Origin of the sequence: Shewanella sp. UCD-KL21 (genome assembly GCF_001957135.1) — a bacterium.
GTDB lineage: Bacteria > Pseudomonadota > Gammaproteobacteria > Enterobacterales > Shewanellaceae > Shewanella.
On record NZ_MPHK01000002.1, the window covers coordinates 223,029 to 244,535 of the forward strand.

The window sequence follows — 21,507 nt, forward strand, 5'->3', positions numbered from 1 at the left end:
TTGTGCAATGCAGCTTAAAACGCTTTGACATAAATGGGGGTTAACGGCTCGTTTTGAACCAAGTCAACCAATAGCTCTTTAACCAGTTCCATTAAGGCTAAAAAGCTCACTACCACACCAGCTCGGCCTTCACTGATGTCAAATAAATCAGTAAATGGCACATAATGCTCGGTCGATAGTAAAGCTAATATCTGACTCATGCGTTCACGGGTCGATAGTAGCTCGCGTTTTACATGGTGATGTTCGTTGGCATCAATTCTTTTGAGTACCTCTGAAAATGCTTGAGCAATATCAACTAAAGACACTTCCGGTGGCATCACCATAGGTTTTACATTGGGCGAGAGTGTCGCTTTCGCTAAAAATACATCTCGCTCGAGCCTCGGAAGTTCATCTAAATCAGCTGATGCCTGTTTGATAACTTCATAAGCTTTTAATTGACGAATCAACACTACCCGAGGATCTTCATCATCGTCTTCTTCGGTTGCCATTTTAGGCAACAGTAGTCGTGACTTTATCTCGGCTAATGTGGCTGCCATGACTAAATAATCAGCGGCAAGCTCTATTCGCGCTTCGGTTAAAATTTCAATATAAGCTAAATATTGGCTGGTGATTTTTTCTATTGGTAAGTCAACAACGTCGAGCTTTTGCTTACGAATTAAGTACAACAATAAATCTAGCGGGCCTTCGAATGTTTCTAAAAACACCTCAAGGGCTTCAGGAGGGATGAATAAATCATTGGGCATTGCGTCAAACGCTTCGCCTCGAACAACCGCTAAAGGTAAACTTTTCTGGATACCTTGCATTGTCGTTCCTTAATTTAATGATTAAAATCAGTTTTCTAAGTCAAATAACTTATTAAACTACATTCCTACTGTGTGGCTATATTTGTTGTATTTCACAAAGATTAAACTTATATCGACTGAGTATTCAGAACATATCTGCATTTAATTTTAGCGAGAAATTACCAAACGCGCGATTATACGCACTATTGACTGTGGTTGAAACCACTATCAAACAAACTTGTGCATTCAACACTTGCAAGGGTTATTCAAAAATACTGGTATCGCCGGCGCCTTGGCGAATAATATCGATATCGCCTTCTGACATATCAATAACCGTGGTTTGATTTTCAGCAAGGTAACCACCATGAATAATGGCATCGACATTGTGTTCTAAAATATCGCGAATATGCTCAGGATCTGACTCGGCAAATTCTGCATCTGGCATCACTAAACTGGTAGACATAATTGGCGCTTCTAATGCTTCCAATAATGCTAGTGCAATTAAATTGTTTGGCACACGAATACCAATGGTTTTCTTCTTGTCACATTGTAGACGGCGCGGCACTTCTTTACTGGCTTTAAAGATGAAGGTGTACGGCCCAGGTGTGCAGCTTTTTAATAAGCGGTAAGCTTGATTATCCACTCGAGCGAAATTGGCTAATTCAGATAAATCGCGACACATTAACGAAAAGTTATTGTCGTTATCGATTTTACGAATGCGCGCCATACGGGTCATGGCATCTTTTTCACCTATCATGCAGCCCAGTGCATAACCTGAATCGGTAGGGTAAACAATCACCCCACCTTGCTTTAAAATATTAACCGCTTGGCTAATCAACCTCGCCTGTGGGTTTTCATCATGTATATAAAAAAATTGGCTCATGTTCGCTCCGTCCAAGATTCTGCTTGCCACACCCACTGTATCCCAGCAGGTTGGAATAAATTTTTACCCAACTCAATCCAATTACTTGGAAAATGAAAATCACTGCCAATTGAACCCATCAGGTTGTTCAAATGACTTAATGCGACCAAGTTGGCTCTATCATCAATACTTTGTTGTCCTAATACGACTTCCATCGCATCACCGCCCGCTTCTTTATATTCACGGACTAATTTTTTAAGCCATTTAGCAGATAGCTTATATCCACTTGGGTGAGCTAATACCGCAACGCCACCACTACGGTGAATAATATCAATGGCACTGGCCATATCGCCCCAATTATTGGGAACATAACCAGTTTTATTACGGGCTAAATAACGTTTAAAAACACTAGGCATATCTTTAGCATAGCCATTTTCAGCCAACCAGCGTGCATAATGGCCTCGACTGATAGCAGCGCCTGCGGCAAATTTTTGTGCGCCTTCATACGCACCTTCAATACCGGCCTTAGCTAAACGAATACCAATTTCTTTAGCACGTTGCTCACGTAATTCACGTTGGTTTGTTAAAAACGCCAGTAGCGCAGCATTGGTAATATCCATATTTAAACCGACAATATGAATATCAAAGTTATTCCAACGGGTTGAAATTTCAACGCCATTAATCAGTTTTAACGGCGTGGGATGTTGGTTATTGTATTGATGCGCTTCAGCCAATCCAGCAACGGTGTCATGATCAGTAATAGCGAACATTTGCACGCCTTTATCAATGGCACGTTCAACAAGTTCAGCTGGAGTGAGTACGCCGTCAGATGCGGTCGTGTGGCTGTGAAGATCGGCCAATAGGGTGTCTGTTATCATTAGGTTATTGTACTTTAAACTTTGTTAGAATGCTTAGCCATCTAGTGTTTATTTGCTACATATACATCAAATTGCTACTGCTTTAGCCACTGGTTGCAAAAAAATAATAAATTTGAGAAATATTCAATTGACTTTATAAGCCAGCTAAGGTCTTCTATAGCTAGTTACAGAATATAAAACCCATTATAAATGACTTCGCAGTGAAATGACCTGCAAATGACTTAAAGAGATATTAATTTAAATGACACATTTTAACGCATTAAACATCAGTTGGTGGTGGCACTTCCCAAATTAACGGGTGGTGTGAAGCGTTGTGGTTATTTAAATAACACAAGATTTTACTAAAAAGCCCGCAGAGATGTGGGCTTTTTTGCTATTTACGGCTTGCACTCTCCAATAAATCTAACGCAAACCAAGCTAAAATGAAGAGAACAGAGTATGAAAAAGCACACTATAAGGGAGGCGCAATAAGCATCATGGAACATCAATTTGCCCACGTGGTAACCCAAAAGCAGCCATTGGCGTATCACGCTGACCCGCTTAGTCTTTATCAGCATATTACTGCTAACGCGCCTCATACTATGTTGTTAGAGTCAGCTGAAATAGAAAGCAAAGACCATCTCAAAAGTATCGTATTAACCCATGCAGCCATGATGGTCCGCTGTGATGGTTACCAGCTCACCTTTACAGCATTAACCGATAACGGCGCCAGCTTACTTGCGCCCATCAGTGACTTTTTCCAGTACAGTGAGCAGCAACGCCAAGATAATGTTATTACCATTCAACTTGCTAAAGCCAAAGAGTTACAAGATGAAGATGCGCGCTTAAAGTCCACTTCACCCCTTGATGGCTTAAGAATGTTTGTCCAGCACATTCAAACGGATCAAAGTGATGCTTTTGAGGACTTATTTTTAGGCGGTGTGTTGGCCTATGACTTGATTGATACGGTAGAGCCGCTACCTGATGTTCCCAATGCCGACAACGATTGCCCTGATTACTTATTTTATTTAGCTGAAACCTTAATCTTGGTTGACCATCAAACTCAGCAAGCCGATATTATCACCCACCAATTTTTCGACAGTGCAGCTCAGGCCACATCATTGCTTGAGCGAGTGACTCAGCTTAAAGCTAATTGCCAGACATTAACAGCAGTTGCACCATTGGTCAGTATTGATGCCCCTACTCAAGTCAATATCAGCGATGAAGCCTTTAAACAAACCGTAGTTGAGTTAAAAGAGCACATTGTTGCCGGCGATATTTTTCAGGTTGTCCCCTCACGCAGTTTTAGCTTGCCTTGCCCTAATACTCTAGGTGCATACCGCGCATTAAGACTGACTAACCCAAGTCCATATATGTTTTATTTTCGCGGCCCTGATTTTACTTTATTTGGCGCATCACCTGAAAGTGCCCTTAAATATGAAGCCGCCACCAATCAAGTTGAAATCTACCCAATTGCGGGGACTCGCCAACGTGGTAAAACTGCCGATGGTCAGATTGATTTTGATTTAGATAGCCGTATTGAGCTTGAACTGCGCCTTGATAAAAAAGAGCTCTCTGAGCACTTAATGTTAGTGGATTTGGCCCGTAACGATATTGCCCGCATTAGTCAAAGCGGCAGCCGTAAAGTGGCCGAGTTATTAAAAGTTGACCGCTACTCTCACGTGATGCACTTGGTGAGTCGCGTGACAGGTCAATTACGCGAAGATTTAGATGCGCTACATGCCTATCAAGCCAGTATGAATATGGGCACCTTAGTTGGCGCGCCTAAAGTTCGTGCTTCACAGTTAGTTAGACAAGCTGAACAAGCTCGTCGTGGCAGTTATGGCGGCGCTGTCGGTTACCTTAATGGTTTAGGTGATATGGATACCTGTATTGTGATCCGCTCAGCCTTTGTTAAACATGATGTTGCCCATATTCAAGCTGGCGCAGGTGTGGTGTTTGACTCCGATCCCCAAGCTGAAGCCAACGAAACCCGTCAAAAAGCACAAGCCGTTATTTCAGCGATTAAAATGGGAGGCGGACTATGAGCACTCTTTTAAACACAACTGCCAGCCAAGACCATAATATGAAATTGTATTTACTCGATAACTTCGACTCATTTACCTATAACTTAGTGGATCAATTCCGCTGCTTAGGTTTTGAAGTGATGATTTATCGTAATGATGTCAGTGCAGATTATTTAGCAGAAAAGCTAATAAGCGAAAACGGTCAAGCCGCATTAGTGTTATCACCCGGCCCCGGTGCGCCTCACGAAGCTGGCTGCATGATGGAGCTTATTGCAAAAGTGGCGGGTAAAGTGCCTATGTTGGGAATTTGTCTGGGTCATCAAGCCATGGTTGAGCATTACGGCGGTAAAGTTGAGCGCGCTCCTTTTGTGGTGCATGGTAAAGCCAGTCCAACCATTCATAATGGCGAAGGTGTGTTCGCTAACCTGCCTTCACCACTGCCCGTTGCCCGTTATCACAGCCTAGTTGCCACTCAAGTGCCGCCATGTTTAGAGGTTATTGCCAGTACAGATGATATGCCAATGGCTATTTTGCATCCTCAAGATAAAGTGGTGGGTTTTCAATTTCACCCAGAATCAATATTAACCACCTTAGGCAGCACTTTATTAACGCAAACGCTTACCTACCTAACTCAAACGTCAGCAGATGTTGATACGCCAGTAAAAGGAGCCCTGTAATGGCAGATCTACAACCACTTTTAGACTCGTTATACCAAGGTAATGCCCTTACTCGCGGCCAAAGTGCGCAATTATTTAGTGCTATTGTTGCTGGTGAAATGGACCCTGTCGCCATGGCGGGCATGTTAGTGGCGCTCAAAATGCGCGGCGAAACCATTGATGAAATAACAGGTGCTGCAGATGCACTGCGTCAAGCGGCTAAACCTTTCCCAAGAAGCGCCTCGTCGTTAAGCCAAGGCGTAGTGGATATTGTTGGCACAGGTGGCGATGGTCATAACACCATTAATATCTCTACTACTGCGTCTTTTGTTGCTGCAGCTGCAGGAGCAAAAGTCACTAAACACGGTAACCGCGGCGTTTCGAGTAAATCGGGCGCATCTGATGTGCTATCGCACTGCGGCATAGCGTTAACCATGAGCCCTGAATATGCTAGTAAATGTGTTGATGATTTTGGTTTGTGTTTCTTATTCGCGCCCCATTATCATGCCGGTGTAAGGCATGCCGTGCCTGTAAGGCAAGCCCTTAAAACCCGCACTATCTTTAATATTCTTGGGCCATTAATTAATCCGGCTAAACCTGAAGCCATGTTACTTGGGGTGTATTCACCAAAACTTATCGCGCCGATTGTCAATGTGCTTGATGCCTTAGGTGTGAAACGCGCAATGGTGGTTTACGGCAGCGGTTTAGATGAAGTGGCGTTACACGGCGAAACCCAAGTGGCAGAGCTCAATGATGGTAAAATTCGTTTTTATAAATTAACCCCACAAGACTTAGGTGTTGAGCCTGCAGACATTAAAGCCTTAGAAGGCGGTGAGCCAAGTGACAACGCCCTAATCACCCAAGCAATTTTAAAAGGTGAAGGCCAACCTGCTCATCGCGACGCTGTCGCCATTAATGCAGGCTGCGCGCTTTATGTCAGCGGAGTGTGTGACACAGTGCAGCAAGGCACTGCGTTAGCACTTGAAACCATTAACAGTGGTAAAGCCTATGAGGTATTAACCCAACTCGCTGCAGCAAGCCAACAAGAGGATGCGAAATAATGACCACAACTAACTCTGGCGCGACTACAGCAGATAAAGAATCAAACGTATTAACCAAGATTGTTGATACCAAAGTGGCGCATATTGCCTCATTAAAATTGCGCTATCCTGAAGCCAGTTTGCAGCCCAAAATGTCAGACCGTAGTTTGTTTGATGCACTCAAGCAGCCTAATGCCGGTTATATTTTTGAATGTAAAAAAGCCAGTCCTTCTAAAGGACTCATTCGCCCAGTGTTTGATGTTGAAGCCATTGCCGACATTTATGTCAAATATGCCGCCGGTATTTCAGTATTAACCGATGAACAGTTTTTCCAAGGCGATATCGACTATATTCCGTTAGTGCGTGCCCGAGTAAGCCAACCAATTTTGTGTAAAGACTTCTTTGTTGACCCTTACCAAATCAAGCTCGCAGCCCATCAAGGCGCCGATGCGGTGCTATTAATGCTGTCAGTACTTGATGATGAGCAGTACAAACTTTTAGCCGCTGAAGCCGTAAAATACAATTTAGATGCCTTAACCGAGGTCAGTAATCAACAAGAGTTAGACCGAGCAATTGAACTTAATGCCGCTATTATCGGTATTAATAACCGTAACTTGCGTGACTTAAGCACTGACCTTGCCATGACAGAAGCCTTAGCACCGCAAATTCCAGCTGACCGAGTTATTATTAGTGAGTCTGGTATTTACACCAACCAACAAGTTAAGCGATTAAACCCACTGGTTGATGGCTACCTTGTTGGCAGTTCAATTATGGCCCAAGATGATATTGATTTAGCCTGTCGTCAGCTTATTTTTGGCAATAACAAGGTGTGTGGTTTAACCCGTATTGAAGACATTAAAGCCGTGGCTCAAGCGGGCGCGGTATTTGGCGGATTAATCTTTCATCCCAAATCCCCACGCCATGTCAGCGTTAAACACGCGGCAGAACTTGTTAACCAAAGCCAGCAAGCAGGCATTGGACTTCATTTTGTGGGCGTATTTGTCAATCAAGCCAATGCAGAAATCGTTGCAACCGTTAAGGCTGTTGGTTTGTCGGTCGTGCAATTACACGGCAATGAAACCAGCGCCGACATTAGCGAGCTTAAACAATTACTTGCAAGCGCAAAGCTTGATTGCCAAATTTGGAAAGCGGTGAGCGTAGACAGCAGCACCAATACCGTTGGCGATAAACCACAAGGCTGTGACCGATACTTATTCGACAGTAAAAACAGTGCTGGATTTGGTGGCACTGGCGAGACATTTAACTGGCAAGGGTTACTCGACTCATCAGCAATTACAGCGGCTGAACGAGATAACGCCATGCTTGCAGGTGGGCTGACACCCGAAAACATATTTGAAGCCAACCAGCAAGGCTTTTATGGCTTAGATGTTAATTCAGGGGTTGAATCTGCGCCCGGAATTAAAGATGCACACAAAATTAATTTAGCCTTTAACGCCATTAGAAAGAATTAGTGCCATTAGGCAAGACTGAATGGCAAAGCGCCTGCTAAACAACAAAATTAAACAGAATCATTAAGGAATACCCATGACAAAGCTTAAGTTAGACCCTTATTTTGGTGAATATGGCGGCATGTATGTGCCACAAATTCTAGTACCTGCTCTTAAGCAACTAGAAACTGCTTTTGTTGATGCTCAAGAAGATCCTGAGTTTCAAAAAGAGTTTACTGATTTACTGAAAAACTATGCAGGCCGCCCAACCGCGCTGACATTAACCCGTAATTTAAGCCCTAACCCGATGGTAAAAATTTACCTAAAGCGTGAAGACTTACTCCACGGCGGCGCCCATAAAACTAACCAAGTATTAGGTCAGGCATTACTTGCAAAACGTATGGGTAAAAAAGAAATAATTGCAGAAACCGGAGCCGGCCAACATGGCGTGGCATCGGCATTAGCCTGTGCGTTATTAGGGCTTAAATGTAAAGTTTACATGGGCGCGAAAGACGTTGAGCGTCAATCACCTAACGTATTTAGAATGAAGTTAATGGGCGCGGAAGTTATCCCTGTCACCTCAGGCTCAGGCACCCTTAAAGATGCTTGTAATGAAGCCATGCGTGACTGGTCTGCAAGTTATGACAAAGCCCATTACTTATTAGGCACAGCTGCTGGGCCGCATCCATTTCCGACAATTGTACGTGAATTTCAGCGCATGATTGGTGAAGAAACTAAACAGCAAATTCTTGAAAAAGAAGGCCGTTTACCAGACGCAGTGATTGCCTGTGTCGGCGGTGGTTCAAACGCCATTGGCATGTTCGCTGACTTTATTGATGAAAAAGACGTTGAGCTTATTGGCGTTGAACCGGCAGGTAAAGGCATTGATACGCCAATGCACGGCGCGCCGTTAAAGCACGGTAAAACCGGTATTTTCTTTGGTATGAAAGCGCCGCTAATGCAAAATAGCGATGGCCAAATTGAAGAATCATACTCAGTGTCAGCAGGTCTTGATTTTCCATCTGTTGGCCCACAGCATGCTTACTTAAACTCAATTGGCCGCGCTCGATATGAGTCAGCAACCGATGATGAAGCCTTAGAGTGTTTCCAGTTATTGGCTCGCGCCGAAGGGATTATCCCAGCATTAGAGTCAGCTCACGCGATTGCTTATGCTGTGCGATTAGCAAAAGAAGCAACCAAAGAAACCATTTTAGTGGTTAACCTTTCAGGCCGTGGTGATAAAGATATTTTCACCGTCTCGGATATTTTAGAACAACGTGCTTCAGCTGATGCTGCGAAATAAGGAAATCAACATGTCTGTCAATAATACCAATCGTTATCAAGCTGCTTTCGCTGAGTTAGCCGCTAAAAAACAAGGCGCTTTTGTTCCTTTTGTGACCTTGGGCGATCCATCGGTTGAAGTATCACTTAACATCATTAAAACCCTAGTGGATAACGGCGCTGACGCATTAGAGTTAGGCTTTCCGTTTTCAGATCCATTAGCAGATGGCCCAGTGATCCAAGGCGCAAACTTACGTGCCCTAGACTCTGGCACCACAGTGGCTGATTGCTTTGCCCTGCTCACCCAAGTGCGAGAGTTATACCCAGATATGCCTATTGGCTTATTGCTATACGCAAACCTTGTGTTTGCCAATGGCATTGATGCGTTTTACACCAAAGTGCAACAAGCCGGTGTTGATTCTGTGCTGATCGCAGACGTGCCCGTTGAAGAGTCGGCTCCCTTTAGTGAAGCGGCTAAAAAACACGGTATTTCGCCAATTTTCATCGCCCCGCCTAATGCTGATAACGACACCTTAAAAATGGTCAGCGCTGAAGGTCAAGGCTATACCTATTTGTTATCTCGTGCTGGGGTTACAGGTACAGAGTCAAAGGCTGGTCAGCCTATTGAGCAAATCTTGGCAAAGCTTGCTGAATATGATGCGCCGCCACCGTTATTAGGTTTTGGTATTGCTGAGCCAAGCCAAGTCAGTGAAGCCATTAACGCTGGCGCTGCTGGCGCTATCTCTGGTTCTGCTGTGGTGAAAATCATTGAGAAAAACCAGCACGATGAAGCGGCATTGCTACAACAGTTGGCTGAATTTACCCGTAATATGAAAGCGGCGACTCATAAAGCCTAATTGAGTGAGCTTACAAGTTAACGGACAGAAGCTAACGTTAAATAAAGCAAAAAATTGAAACTAAAAATGCCGTAATCCAATAGGATTACGGCATTTTTCATATTAATGGCGCCAAACACCCACAGCGCCAATACCAGTCCTCAACGATCAATAAAAACTTATCAAAATTTCCCCAAGTTCAGCCGAACGACGGCGAATCAACTTCATATCAGTTGCGGTAACTGCTACACTTTGAGCCATTATTTTCCTGTAGCAAACGGACTGCTAACACTTACTTTTAGGTTATTGCATCTAATGAAACAACTGCTTGATTTTCTGCCATTGGTTATCTTTTTTACCGTCTATAAATTTTATGATATTTATACTGCAACAGGTGCGCTAATTGCTGCCACAGCCGTGCAGCTTATTGTGACTTATTTGCTCTATAAACAAGTCGAAAAAATGCATTTAATCACCTTTGCCATGGTGACCTTCTTCGGCACCTTAACCTTAGTGTTCCATGATGACGCATTCATTAAATGGAAAGTCACCATAGTCTATGCCTTCTTCGCCATCGCATTACTTGTCAGCCAGTTAATTGGCAAGCCAATTTTAAAAAGCATGCTTGGCAAAGAAATGAAGTGTGCAGATAACATTTGGGCCAATGTCACTTGGTATTGGGTTACCTTCTTTGTTGCCTGTGGTTTGGCTAATATCTATGTTGCCTTCAGTCTGCCGCTAGAAACTTGGGTCAACTTTAAAGTCTTTGGCTTAAGTGCATTAACACTGGTCAATACTGTTATTACCGTTGTGTATCTGTATAAACATATGGAACATGACGAGTCTGAACAAGCAAAATAAACTTAAGGAAACTTACTTATGTGGTACATGATTTCGTCACAAGATGTTGAAAACAGTTTAGAAAAGCGCATGGCTGCCCGCCCTGCTCATTTAGCTCGCCTAGAAGCTTTGGCTGGCGAAGGTCGTTTACTTGTTGCAGGCCCTCATCCAGCTATTGATAATGAAAATCCAGGTGAAGCAGGTTTTACTGGGTCATTAGTTGTTGCTGATTTTGAGTCATTAGTTGCTGCACAAGCTTGGGCAGATGAAGACCCGTATATTGCAGCGGGCGTTTATGAAAAAGTTATCGTTAAACCATTTAAAAGAGTATTGGTTTAATGAAAATAGTCTCATTTAACATTAATGGTCTGCGTGCTCGGCTTCATCAATTGCAAGCATTAATAGACAGCCACCAGCCAGACGTTATTGGTCTGCAAGAAACTAAAGTACATGACGAAGCGTTTCCTGTGGCTGACGTTGAAGCCATGGGTTATCACGTACATTATCACGGTGGTAAAGCCCATTACGGTGTAGCAATGCTCTCAAAGGCTGAGCCAGTTGAAATTATCAAAGGCTTTAGTGGCGATGCAGAAGATGCCCAGCGCCGGATGATTATGGGTAAGTTTACTCAAGCTAATGGCAGCATTCTTACTGTGATAAATGGCTATTTCCCACAAGGGGAAAACATCAGTCATGATACTAAATACCCTGCTAAACGCAAATTCTACCAAGACTTAATGCAGCATTTAGCTGACAACCATACCCCAGATGAAGATATCGCTATTATTGGTGATATTAATATCTCGCCAGTTGATTTGGATATTGGTATTGGTGAGGTTAACGCCAAGCGCTGGCTTAAGAGCGGTAAGTGCAGTTTTCAACCTGAAGAGCGTGAATGGTTAGCTAAGCTTAAAGATTGGGGCTTTGTTGACAGCTTCCGTGAATTGCACCCTGAGCGCAGTGAACGTTACTCGTGGTTTGATTATCGCAGCAAAGGCTTTGTGGATAACCGCGGCCTGCGTATTGATGTGGTGATGGTGACCAAATCTATGTTACCAAGATTGACTGAATCTGACGTAGATTACGATTTACGTGCTATTGAAAAACCATCAGATCATGCGCCGATTTGGAGTACGTTTAGCGACTAATTTAAGTCTTAGAACGTAGATTAATTAAAAATGCTCAAACCTAGGTTTGAGCATTTTGTTTTGCGGCATACATTGGCTAATTTAAATAAGCCACTCAAATTTATTTTTAATAGCTCGCTACACCTTCAACACTTTATTCAGTGGTAAATCACGATAACGCTTACCGGTAGCAGCAAAAATCGCATTGGTTAAGCTGGGCGCCACTGGCGGCACGCCAGGCTCACCCACACCAGCGGGTTTTGCACTTGACGCCACCACAATGGTTTCAATTTCAGGTGATTGGCTCATACGTAATAGTGGGTAATTATGGAAGTTTGATTGCTCCACTTTACCATCTTTGTAACTAATTTCGCCCATCATCGCTAAACTTAAACCAAATATAACCGCGCCTTCTGTTTGAGAGTGCGCTCTATCAGGGTTAACCACTGTGCCAGCATCAATAGCAGCGATACTTTTTAAGACCTTGAGGTTATCGCCGTTTACTTCAACTAATGTCGCGACCGCCACGTAACTGACAAAGCTACGATGCACTGCAAAACCCCAGCCTTGTCCCGCTTTGACTTTAGGCTGCTTTGCCATTGCCTTTTCTACCGCATCGATAACCCCAAGAAAACGGCCGATATCGATGGGGAAATCATCTAAGGTTTCGCCATAGTTACCGTATTTGACGACTTGGTTCTCAAGCTTTTCATAGCGCGGCGTACCGAGCAGCTCACGCCACATTGCAATACAAGGTTTACCTGCATTGACCGCCAGCTCATCGACAAAGCTACCAATACCAAACCCGTGTTGAATATTACACACAGAGCGCATCCAACCGATACGAGAGTGAGCCGTGGCTTTCACTGACTCTAATTGAATTTGAGGTAAATTAAACGGCATATCGGAAAAGCCCAAGTCCAATTCGCCAGCCGATGGCATATCAACCCCTTCAGCAAAGGTTGAGCTAATAGACGGGAAACCACTGCGAGCCAGTAACGCCTGCGGGGCTTTGTTGCTATCTAACTTAGCTTGATAATACTGAGCGCTAATTGCATGGTAATAGCCATTTTGAATTTCATCTTCACGGCTCCAGCTGACTTTTACTGGTTTATTCAGTTGCTTGGATAATATCGCCGCTTCTACACTAAAATCGGGCTTGGACTTACGCCCAAAGCCACCACCAAGAAGGGTGACATTGACTTTAACTTGCTCGTCTTTAAGCCCTAAAGTGCCGGCAACATTTTTCTGAGTGCTTTGGGGCGTTTGAGTTGATGCCCATAGCTCGCAGCCTTCTTTGGTAACTGAAGCGACAGCCACTGGAGGCTCCATCATCGCATGGGTGAGATACGGCACTGTGTACACCGCTGATAAGCTATTATCTTTATCCCAATCAGTAACGCTGTCACCCAATTGGCGAATAACTTGTCCAGGTTGGCCAACCCGAGTCACTAGTTGCGCTAAATCTGCATCCGAGTCATAACTGCTATTAGCTGATCCGGTCCAAGTTACTTTTAATGCTTTACGACCTTGAATTGCGCTCCAGGTGTTACTCGCAATAACAGCTACCCCGCCAAGGGCTTGAAATAACGGCGCGCCTTTGGCAATAGGAATTTGAATAACATCTAGGACTCCTGCAACCGCCCTTGCTGCGCTGTCATCAATGGAGGCAACATCGCTGCCTAAAACCGGTGGGCGGGTGATTGAGGCGTAAACCATGCCTTCAACCTTAATATCATAACCAAACACCGCTTTACCGCTGAGCATGTCATCCATATCAACAATTGCCGGAGATTTACCAATGTGGGTAAATTTTAACGCAGGTTTTAAAGTCACACTATCAAGTGCTGGAGTAGTTAATACACTTGCTGCTAACGCTAAATCACCAAAGCTTAACGACTTTGAGGAGGACTTAAGATGGACTTTACCCGCCTTGGCATACACTTGCGATGGCGCTACTTTCCACTCATTCGCAGCGGCTTGCTCAAGCATAACCCGGGCAGTAGCGCCCATTTGACGCATTCGCTGATAATGCTTACGTATACTGCGACTGCCATCGGTATTTTGACTGCCAAACTCTTCGTTAGCTAAACCCTGAACCACAACGATTTGTTCCCAGTCAGCTTCTAATTCATCTGCTAATACTTGAGGAATACCCGTTCTGATCCCTTGGCCCATTTCAGAGCGGTGACAGGTCAAATACACTTTATTGTCTTCACCAATGGCAATAAACAAGTTTAGCTGCGCTTGTTTGCCTTCTGCCATGGCCATTGGGCTCCAAGCAAGCCCTGATGCACCAAGGGCTAAACCACCTCCTACGGCGCCAAATAACTTCAACACCCCACGGCGACTCATATTTTCTACTGCGGTAAAGGTAGTCATAATTACGCCTCCGCTTTGCTGTTAGCGGCAGTAAAAATAGCTGCCTTAATACGTGGATAGGTGCCGCAACGACAAATATTACCGGTCATCGCTTTATCAATTTGTGCTTCTGTGGGATTGGCTGTCGTGGTTAATAATGCCGCCGCCGACATTAACTGCCCTGCTTGGCAATAACCGCATTGCGGTACGTTATGTTCAACCCAAGCCGCTTTTAACTTGTCAGCTTCAAGGCCTTCAATGGTGGTAATTTGCTTACCTGCTGCTTGCTTAATACTGGTCAGGCAGCCTCTAACCGGTTTGCCATCAAGGTGAACAGTGCAAGCGCCGCATAAGCCAGCGCCGCAACCAAACTTAGTCCCAGTTAAGCCTAAGATATCGCGCAGCGCCCATAAAATGGGCATATTCGGGTCGGCATCAAGGCTAAAATTTTTGCCATTTACCTGCAACGTTTGTGTTTGTTGTGTCATAACTTACTCCTTGTTGACCAACCACTGCTTGAGATCGGTTTGAGTATCAATATCAATTGCCGCTTGCGCTAATGGCAACACAGTCAATTGTTGCTGTTCTAAATGTCGTGTTAATATTTTTTTCGCGCCGCTGTCGCCTTCAAGTTGCTGTAATGCTTCAAAGTCACTGGCGAGAAAGATGGCTGGTACACCGGGGCTTTGCTGGTAATAAGCCGCTGTGGTTTTACCAAATTGGCAAAAAAGCCCATACAGGCTTACATAATCTGAATGAGAGATGGCAACTTGATCCGCTAATGTCAGCAGTAGTGCATCAGCCTGTTGTGATTGCGCATAACTTGCCGCCATAGCCACTGAACTTGCCAAACCTGATTGCCAGTTTTGATTGGTTAATATCTCAATATCATTGGCGAGTAATGGGCTAAGTACGTCTTTATGGCCGCCAAGTACCAAAACTGGAGGCGATAGAGCTAACTCGGTTGTCGCCTTACTCAATATTGCATAACTCTGTTGAATTAGGCTTTGCGAGTTATTATCAGCGCTTAACGTTGCGGCAAGTTTTGCCCCATTAAAGCGAGTACTGCCCCCTGCGGCTAACATCACGGAGACCACATTAGCGGGAGTAGAAAAAATATTCATCAAAGCATGACCTTATCAAGATTACTTAACTCACCTTGCCGCTTAAGCCCGTGGTGTAATACCCCGTGGCATTGAGACAAGATGCTTAAGGCCACAGAACTTGGTAGTTCTCCGCCTAATGCCAGCCCTGCAGGGGCAGAGAAAAAGCCACTAAAATCATCAGTTGAAAGCTGACATTTTAGCAACACCTTATCTCTTCGATGAGTTGGCCCTAAAAGCGCGATATAAGCGAGGCTTGTTCCTTGCAATAAGCTTAATGCTGCAGCGTCCATATCCAAGTTATGATTCATGATAACGGCCGCATCAAGATGTTGTAATTCTGACGCCTCTATTTGCGTCAGTGTTTTTTTACAAATCTTAGCATCAGGAAAGTCATAGCCTCTTGCATATGCTGAGCGGCTATCAAATACGCTAACTTGCCAGTCAAGCTGCTGCGCCATAGCCACCAAAGGCTGTGCATCCAAGCCGCCACCAAACACTCCTAAATGAAATGGGCTTCTAACAGGGATACGTAGCAAATTGAGTTTATTGCCAGTACTCACGTCAGTAACAATATCAGTAATAATATCTGCTGCCGTTTGCTTGTAAGCTATGTCATCAGCAACGAACTTACCTACGACTTGGCCAGCATGGCTATGATGCTCAACTATCGATAAATGGTACGAGCCTTTTTTACCTAGCGTCAGCTGCTGATGCAACTCGGCTAAGCCAAGGTAATGATTATCACTTAATAGCGGCACCATCATGATGTTGACCAAACCACCACAGCCTAGTTGGTAACTGGTATCATTTTCATCAGTGGCATCATAGGTTAATTGCTGAACTTGCTGGGTTTGTATGGACTTTTGTGCGTGACGACGTAAGTCTGCTTCCAAGCAGCCACCACTTAACATGCCTAAGGTTTTTCCCATAGGGTCAAACAGCATAATGGCGCCAGGTTTGCGGTATGAAGAACCTTCAACAGAAGTAATGACAGCTAAAGTCCAGTCTTGCTGCGGTTTATCAGCCCAAGTGTCTAACAATGATAATAAATGATGTGCCATGAGTCCCTGCCAGCATGCTGATTGATATGAAAACACCGCTCAGCAGTAATTAATCAAAGCAGCATAAGTGCTTTTAGTGACTATAAGCTAGCAAAGCCGCTAAAGAATGCAAAGCCTTATGGCACTTACTAAAGTATTAACTGTATTGATTTAAGGACTGGGATAACAATGTCTGAACCAGCAAGTCAGGCTAGTCGCTGGTTTAAGGGATATGAAGCTAGTTTAAGGGATGTGAAGCTGGTGTAAGATAAAATGTAACGGTTTATGCCAATTTAGCTAGCACTCTGGTTTACATTACAGTGAGTGCTAGCTTGCTGGGTAAGCGAGCGCAAAATATTCCCAGCAGCTAAATGAATACGCTTGAGCCTAACCCAATAATTGATCAGCCACAAATGGGTTATGTTGACGCTCTTCTTCAAAAGTCGACATAGGGCCATGACCGGGTATAAAGGTGACTTTTTCCCCTAAAGGCCATAATTTTTGAGTAATTGAGTGGATCAGTTGTTGATGGTCCGATTGCGGAAAATCGGTGCGGCCAATGGAGCTTCTAAATAGCACATCACCAACCCATGCAAGGTTTGATTCATTAGAGTGAAACACCACATGCCCTGGCGTATGACCGGGACAATGCACTACCGATAAACGCTCTTCACCAATGCTCACTTCATCGCCTTCGTTTAAATATTGGGTCGGTTCAAACGAGTCAACATGCGCAAAACCAAAGTTCTGGCTTTGCTTTGCCAGCCCTTGTAACCAAAATTGATCAGCGATATGCGGGCCAATGATAGGAATATTAAGCTGATTAGCCAGTGTTTTCGCACCGCCAACATGATCAATATGGCCATGGGTTAATAGGATCTTATCTAAGCTAAGACCTAACTTATTCACTTCAGTAATAATACGCTCGATGTCACCACCGGGATCGACAACTGCCGCCAGTTTGGTTTTTTCACACCAAATAACACTACAATTTTGTTGAAACGGGGTGACTGGAATGATTTGGTACTTCATTACTTCTATCCTCAAATTGAGAAAATACTCGCGACCAAGTTATTATGCGTTAAAGCTTAATAAAATGTTTGATCTATCTATAAGAATCAAAAAATAAAACCAATTAGTTGGCTTGAATACAAGTATTTTCACTGAGCTTGTATCGCAGCCCAAACAAATGAATGATTTAACATCACCACTTCATTTAATTAGCATCATATTTTCATTGTGACCAAGGACTAACCTTCATACAATACTACCTTTCTGAACTCTATTTTCACAGGCACACCATGCAAATTGACAGTATTCTTTCTGGGATCGTTTCCACAAAACACTTTTTTAGCGTTCCATTAGATTATCAGCAGCCCGAAGGTGAGCAATTATCAATTTTTGTTCGGGAAATCGTCAGTACAGAAAACCAAGAGTTGTCCTTACCCTATTTAGTGTATTTTCAAGGTGGACCGGGCTTTGGTGCAGTGCGCCCAATTGAAAATAGTGGCTGGATAAAACGCGCCCTAAAAGAATATCGAGTGCTGTTACTTGATCAGCGCGGCACCGGTCTTTCAAGCTTACTAAATAGCGCCACACTGGCGCATTTAACCGCGCAAGAACAAGCCGATTATGTGTGCCACTTTAGAGCTGATAACATTGTTCGTGATGCTGAGGTGATCCGAGCTAAATTAACAAATAATCAGCCATGGAGTATTTTAGGCCAAAGTTTTGGCGGATTTTGTGTTTTACGCTATTTAAGCGCAGCGCCACAGGCACTGACTGAAGCCTTTATCACAGGTGGGATCCCATCATTAACCCGCCAAGCAGATGATGTTTATCAAGCGACCTATAAACGGGTACTTGCCAAAAACACTGATTTTTATCATCGCTTTAAAGATGCTGAGTCATTAACAGCAGAACTGGCTGACTATATTGCAGAAAATGACGTTTATCTGGCCACAGGTGAAAAACTCACCGTTGAGATGCTACAACTGCTAGGGGTTAATATTGGGATGGAGCAAGGCCCTGAAGCCATCTATTACCTACTTGAACAAGCCATGATTGATACTGCCCAAGGCCGCACAATCAACCCGCTATTTTTACATCAATTTAGTCAGTTTTTAGATTACAACACCAACCCAATTTTTGCGTTATTACACGAATCGATTTATTGCCAGCAGTTTCACCAACAAGGGGCTAATTGGTCAGCCCATAGAGTCAGAGCGCAGTTTCCTAAATTTAATTATCAACAAGGGCAGCGCTTACTGTTTACTGGCGAGATGATTTATCCATGGTTCTTTGAGCAATTTAACCAGTTAAAGCCTCTCAAAGAGGTGGCAGAAATCATTGCGAAAAAATCAGATTGGAGCAATTTATATGATGTGGACGTGTTACTGCAAAACACCGTCCCGGTCACCGCGGCTATTTACAGTGAGGATATGTATGTTGATATGAATTACAGCCTTGAAACTGCGCAGCTAGTGAATAACCTCAGCTACTGGATAACATCAGAATATGAGCACAATGGCATTCGTATGGATGGCGAGCATATTTTAGATAAGCTCATTTCATTGAGCCGTAAAAATAGCATTCGATAACAAATGTAATTCAATGTTCAGTTTTAAATTGATTAATATTGAAGTCGATCACACTCCACAACACGTCGACAGATTAAATTAATCTTCAGTTAAGTAAGTTCGGCCATAATCTAGCCTGTTCCGCCCTTTATGTTGTGAACTAGTGAATTTTTATGAGTAAACCTTAATTCGGTTTACTCATTTTTTTTACCTAAAATTCCGCTATTCCCTTTAAGAACAATCGAGTGCGAGCGATGCAATACCTGTATCCGATGATGTATTCATACAAACTCTCTTGTATCGGCTTATTTACTCGAGCTGCGCTTACGGGAAGTTTTCGCCGTAGAGGTTTTGCTTGCTGCACCTTTGCGCTTATAGCCACTACTGGCGCGGCGTTTTTTATAGCCTGGCCCTTTAATGCCCTCAAGCGCAGTAGGTAATTGATTTGAAGCTTGCTCAATCAACTGCTGTAATTGCGCTAACAATGGCTCCATAAAGGCATCATACCTAAGCTGCTTTTGACTAATGGCATCAAGGCTACTTTCCCACAGCGCAGTCATGTCGGGAGTGGTGGCGGTTTCAGGTAATGAATGTATCAAGCCAACGCCAACAGGGGTGGCAATGATTGATTTGCCCTGCCTTAATAAATAGCCGCGGTTAAACAGTAATTCAATAATGCCAGCTCGGGTTGCTTCGGTGCCCAAGCCATCAGTGTCTTTTAGGATCTTCTTCACTTCAGGGTTAGTGACATAGCGATTGATCCCCGTCATGGCGCCAAGCAAGGTCGCATCAGTAAAGTGTTTTGGCGCTTGAGTGATTTTTTCTAGTAATTCACCACGCTCACAATGGAGTTGTTGGCCTTTTTTAAGCGGCGGTAAAGTCGCTAAATTGTCGTCATCACTGCCATCTGCATTATCTTTACCCTGCATTTTCGCAAACAAACACTTCCAACCTAAAGACAGTTCTTGCTTAGCTTTAGTGGTGAACAAGCCACCCGCAATGATCACTTCAACTTGGGTTTCATCATAAATATAGGCGGGGTAAAACTGAGCTAAATACTGCCGTGCAATATGAGAATATAACTGCGACTCTTTGGCTGATAAGTTTGCCAAATTAGTGGTTTTTTCAGTGGGGATTATCGCGTGGTGAGCATCCACTTTACTGTCATTCCAAGCTTTGGACTTAAGCTTGGCATTAGGAGCATCTGCTTTAGCGGTTAAACCGGCATCATTACTTAATACTGCGCGAATAACTTGCGGCGCAAGGCCATGTTGCTCAGCAGGTAAATAGCGGCTATCTGAGCGCGGATACGTAATTAATTTATGTCTTTCATATAGACTCTGACAGGTATCAAGCACCTCTTTCGCGCTCATGCCAAAACGCTTGGCCGCATCTATTTGCAGGCTAGATAAACTATATGGCAATGGCGGGTTTTGACGCTTATTTTTTGACTCAAGCTTAGTCACTTCAGCAGGTTTATTGGTTATCCGTCCCACCACATTTTCAGCTAAGCCTTTGGCGAGCACTCGCCCTTCTTCATCCATATATGGCTGGCATGCTTCACTGGGTTTCCACTTAGCCGAAAAGCCTTCTTGGTTATCTGTCAGTAAATGCGCCAGTACTTCATAAAAAGCTTTGGGCTGAAAATTGGCAATTTCTTCATCTCGCTTTACCACTAACCCCAGTACCGGGGTTTGCACGCGGCCAACAGACAATACTCCCTGATAACCTACTTTTTTGCCTTGAATGGTATAAGCGCGGGTCATATTCATGCCATATAGCCAATCTGCGCGGCTGCGGGCTAAGGCTGAGGTAGATAAGGGCACAAACTCTTTATTGGTGCGCAATTGCCCTAACGCGCGTTTAACGGCCGAAGGGTTAAGATCGCTAATAAGCAGGCGCTGAGTTTTAGCAATCTTATCGGCCTTTACACCAGCATAGGAAATCACTTCATCCACCAGCAACTGCCCTTCTCTATCAGGATCGCCCGCATTGACTAAGCTCGACGCTTGCTTGATGAGCTTTTTTAAGGTGCTCAATTGTGAGCGAGTATTCGTTTTCGGTTTTAACTGCCATTTACCCGGCACTATGGGTAAATGAGCTAATTGCCATGATTTAAAAGCGGGATCATAAACGTCAGGCTCGGCTTGCTCTAACAAATGCCCTATACACCAAGACACGCAATCACCATTGGCGCTCATGATAAAACCATCACCTTTTTTATGGGGCTTTGGTAATACATCGGCAATCGCACGACCTAAACTGGGTTTTTCAGCAATATAGAGGATCATAGAATTAGCGGCTTATTTAAAACACTGTATGAAATTACAGTGTAATTTAGCGAATAGCAAAAATAAGTGCAACTGTTAATGCAATGGCAGGTTCCTTAGAAAGATAATCTGCCACGCAAAATACTAGGCTGAAGCATCAAACACCACGCTTATAAGGCGCTAAATTTAACCAAAAACAACCAATAAAAATTTACTTTAAATTGTGATCTTAATGCAAAAACACTTCGTGATATTAAGTTTAACTTCAGAATAACCCGCTAGGCGAGATACATTCAAGTTGCTGAATATAAAGAATTAAACCAGGAACACCCCTAATTTGTGACCGAGTCAACAGTTGCTAAGCAATCTTTACATTACGCTCCAATTGCCCATTA

Annotated in this window: 19 protein-coding genes; 10 read left to right on the forward strand and 9 right to left on the reverse strand. The window is 43.7% G+C overall.

The features are described from left to right. Positions 1-14: 14 nt before the first annotated feature. The 3 genes from BM739_RS02915 to BM739_RS02925 all read right to left on the reverse strand — a co-directional run bounded on the left by BM739_RS02915 (position 15) and on the right by BM739_RS02925 (position 2,522). A complete protein-coding gene (locus BM739_RS02915) occupies positions 15-803 on the reverse strand; it encodes a ScpA family protein (RefSeq protein ID WP_076537092.1) in 789 nt (262 codons plus the stop codon). Positions 804-1,044: 241 nt separating this feature from the next. After that, a complete protein-coding gene (locus tag BM739_RS02920) occupies positions 1,045-1,665 on the reverse strand; it encodes an L-threonylcarbamoyladenylate synthase (protein WP_076537094.1) in 621 nt (206 codons plus the stop codon). Then, complete coding sequence (locus BM739_RS02925) at positions 1,662-2,522, reverse strand: PHP domain-containing protein (protein WP_076537096.1); 861 nt, start codon at positions 2,520-2,522, stop codon at positions 1,662-1,664. Before BM739_RS02925 ends, BM739_RS02920 begins: the two co-directional genes overlap by 4 nt. Positions 2,523-2,998: 476 nt before the next feature. Between BM739_RS02925 and BM739_RS02930 the strand changes: the two genes are divergently transcribed. The 9 genes from BM739_RS02930 to xthA all read left to right on the forward strand — a co-directional run bounded on the left by BM739_RS02930 (position 2,999) and on the right by xthA (position 11,777). Beyond that, positions 2,999-4,549 (forward strand): anthranilate synthase component 1, encoded by a 1,551-nt coding sequence (locus BM739_RS02930; protein ID WP_139326804.1) that lies wholly within the window; start codon positions 2,999-3,001, stop codon positions 4,547-4,549. Positions 4,550-4,587: 38 nt separating this feature from the next. Next, positions 4,588-5,205 (forward strand): aminodeoxychorismate/anthranilate synthase component II, encoded by a 618-nt coding sequence (locus tag BM739_RS02935; RefSeq protein WP_076537335.1) that lies wholly within the window; start codon positions 4,588-4,590, stop codon positions 5,203-5,205. After that, the gene (trpD, locus tag BM739_RS02940) at positions 5,205-6,245 is read left to right on the forward strand and encodes an anthranilate phosphoribosyltransferase (RefSeq protein ID WP_076537098.1); all 1,041 of its coding nucleotides are present in this window, start codon (positions 5,205-5,207) and stop codon (positions 6,243-6,245) included. The genes BM739_RS02935 and trpD overlap by 1 nt, the downstream gene beginning before the upstream one ends. Continuing rightward, complete coding sequence (gene trpCF / locus BM739_RS02945; RefSeq protein ID WP_076537100.1) at positions 6,245-7,696, forward strand: bifunctional indole-3-glycerol-phosphate synthase TrpC/phosphoribosylanthranilate isomerase TrpF; 1,452 nt, start codon at positions 6,245-6,247, stop codon at positions 7,694-7,696. The genes trpD and trpCF overlap by 1 nt, the downstream gene beginning before the upstream one ends. A gap of 73 nt (positions 7,697-7,769) precedes the next feature. Further along, on the forward strand, positions 7,770-8,975 hold the full coding sequence (trpB, locus tag BM739_RS02950) for a tryptophan synthase subunit beta (RefSeq protein ID WP_076537102.1): 1,206 nt from the start codon (positions 7,770-7,772) through the stop codon (positions 8,973-8,975). 4 nt (positions 8,976-8,979) lie between these two features. Then, positions 8,980-9,810: a tryptophan synthase subunit alpha gene (trpA, locus tag BM739_RS02955; protein WP_076537338.1), complete on the forward strand. Its 831-nt coding sequence runs from the start codon at positions 8,980-8,982 to the stop codon at positions 9,808-9,810. A 294-nt stretch (positions 9,811-10,104) separates the two neighbouring features. After that, positions 10,105-10,650 (forward strand): septation protein A, encoded by a 546-nt coding sequence (locus BM739_RS02960; RefSeq protein ID WP_076537104.1) that lies wholly within the window; start codon positions 10,105-10,107, stop codon positions 10,648-10,650. Positions 10,651-10,668: 18 nt separating this feature from the next. Then, positions 10,669-10,968, forward strand: coding sequence for a YciI family protein (locus BM739_RS02965; protein WP_076537106.1), 300 nt, complete (start codon positions 10,669-10,671; stop codon positions 10,966-10,968). Beyond that, positions 10,968-11,777, forward strand: coding sequence for an exodeoxyribonuclease III (xthA, locus tag BM739_RS02970; protein WP_076537108.1), 810 nt, complete (start codon positions 10,968-10,970; stop codon positions 11,775-11,777). The genes BM739_RS02965 and xthA overlap by 1 nt, the downstream gene beginning before the upstream one ends. 117 nt (positions 11,778-11,894) lie before the next feature. On the opposite strand, the gene BM739_RS02975 is transcribed toward xthA, so the two are convergent. From BM739_RS02975 to BM739_RS02995, 5 genes are all read right to left on the reverse strand, one after another. Beyond that, on the reverse strand, positions 11,895-14,138 hold the full coding sequence (locus BM739_RS02975; protein ID WP_076537110.1) for a xanthine dehydrogenase family protein molybdopterin-binding subunit: 2,244 nt from the start codon (positions 14,136-14,138) through the stop codon (positions 11,895-11,897). A 2-nt stretch (positions 14,139-14,140) separates the two neighbouring features. Then, on the reverse strand, positions 14,141-14,605 hold the full coding sequence (locus BM739_RS02980; RefSeq protein WP_076537112.1) for a (2Fe-2S)-binding protein: 465 nt from the start codon (positions 14,603-14,605) through the stop codon (positions 14,141-14,143). Between the two features lie 3 nt (positions 14,606-14,608). After that, entirely contained in the window at positions 14,609-15,241 is a 633-nt protein-coding gene (locus tag BM739_RS02985; protein ID WP_076537114.1) for a nucleotidyltransferase family protein, read from the reverse strand. Beyond that, complete coding sequence (locus BM739_RS02990) at positions 15,241-16,284, reverse strand: XdhC family protein (RefSeq protein ID WP_076537116.1); 1,044 nt, start codon at positions 16,282-16,284, stop codon at positions 15,241-15,243. The genes BM739_RS02985 and BM739_RS02990 overlap by 1 nt, the downstream gene beginning before the upstream one ends. 366 nt (positions 16,285-16,650) lie before the next feature. Next, entirely contained in the window at positions 16,651-17,295 is a 645-nt protein-coding gene (locus BM739_RS02995) for an MBL fold metallo-hydrolase (RefSeq protein ID WP_076537118.1), read from the reverse strand. A gap of 269 nt (positions 17,296-17,564) precedes the next feature. Here BM739_RS02995 and BM739_RS03000 point away from each other — a divergent pair, with 269 nt between their 5' ends. Beyond that, complete coding sequence (locus BM739_RS03000; protein ID WP_076537119.1) at positions 17,565-18,863, forward strand: alpha/beta fold hydrolase; 1,299 nt, start codon at positions 17,565-17,567, stop codon at positions 18,861-18,863. A gap of 284 nt (positions 18,864-19,147) precedes the next feature. On the opposite strand, the gene BM739_RS03005 is transcribed toward BM739_RS03000, so the two are convergent. Then, positions 19,148-21,133, reverse strand: a complete 1,986-nt coding sequence (locus BM739_RS03005; RefSeq protein ID WP_076537121.1) for a DNA topoisomerase III — start codon at positions 21,131-21,133, stop codon at positions 19,148-19,150. Positions 21,134-21,507: the final 374 nt, after the last annotated feature.

Coding starts and splice junctions, on each gene's coding strand:
- trpCF (WP_076537100.1), top strand. CDS start 6,245: ATGACCACAACTAACTCTGGCGCGACTACAGCAGATAAAGAATCAAAC.
- BM739_RS02985 (WP_076537114.1), bottom strand. CDS start 15,241: ATGAATATTTTTTCTACTCCCGCTAATGTGGTCTCCGTGATGTTAGCC.
- BM739_RS02925 (WP_076537096.1), bottom strand. CDS start 2,522: ATGATAACAGACACCCTATTGGCCGATCTTCACAGCCACACGACCGCA.
- BM739_RS02975 (WP_076537110.1), bottom strand. CDS start 14,138: ATGACTACCTTTACCGCAGTAGAAAATATGAGTCGCCGTGGGGTGTTG.
- BM739_RS03000 (WP_076537119.1), top strand. CDS start 17,565: ATGCAAATTGACAGTATTCTTTCTGGGATCGTTTCCACAAAACACTTT.
- BM739_RS02960 (WP_076537104.1), top strand. CDS start 10,105: ATGAAACAACTGCTTGATTTTCTGCCATTGGTTATCTTTTTTACCGTC.
- BM739_RS03005 (WP_076537121.1), bottom strand. CDS start 21,133: ATGATCCTCTATATTGCTGAAAAACCCAGTTTAGGTCGTGCGATTGCC.
- trpB (WP_076537102.1), top strand. CDS start 7,770: ATGACAAAGCTTAAGTTAGACCCTTATTTTGGTGAATATGGCGGCATG.
- BM739_RS02915 (WP_076537092.1), bottom strand. CDS start 803: ATGCAAGGTATCCAGAAAAGTTTACCTTTAGCGGTTGTTCGAGGCGAA.
- trpD (WP_076537098.1), top strand. CDS start 5,205: ATGGCAGATCTACAACCACTTTTAGACTCGTTATACCAAGGTAATGCC.
- BM739_RS02995 (WP_076537118.1), bottom strand. CDS start 17,295: ATGAAGTACCAAATCATTCCAGTCACCCCGTTTCAACAAAATTGTAGT.
- BM739_RS02990 (WP_076537116.1), bottom strand. CDS start 16,284: ATGGCACATCATTTATTATCATTGTTAGACACTTGGGCTGATAAACCG.
- BM739_RS02935 (WP_076537335.1), top strand. CDS start 4,588: ATGAAATTGTATTTACTCGATAACTTCGACTCATTTACCTATAACTTA.
- xthA (WP_076537108.1), top strand. CDS start 10,968: ATGAAAATAGTCTCATTTAACATTAATGGTCTGCGTGCTCGGCTTCAT.
- BM739_RS02980 (WP_076537112.1), bottom strand. CDS start 14,605: ATGACACAACAAACACAAACGTTGCAGGTAAATGGCAAAAATTTTAGC.
- BM739_RS02930 (WP_139326804.1), top strand. CDS start 2,999: ATGGAACATCAATTTGCCCACGTGGTAACCCAAAAGCAGCCATTGGCG.
- BM739_RS02920 (WP_076537094.1), bottom strand. CDS start 1,665: ATGAGCCAATTTTTTTATATACATGATGAAAACCCACAGGCGAGGTTG.
- BM739_RS02965 (WP_076537106.1), top strand. CDS start 10,669: ATGTGGTACATGATTTCGTCACAAGATGTTGAAAACAGTTTAGAAAAG.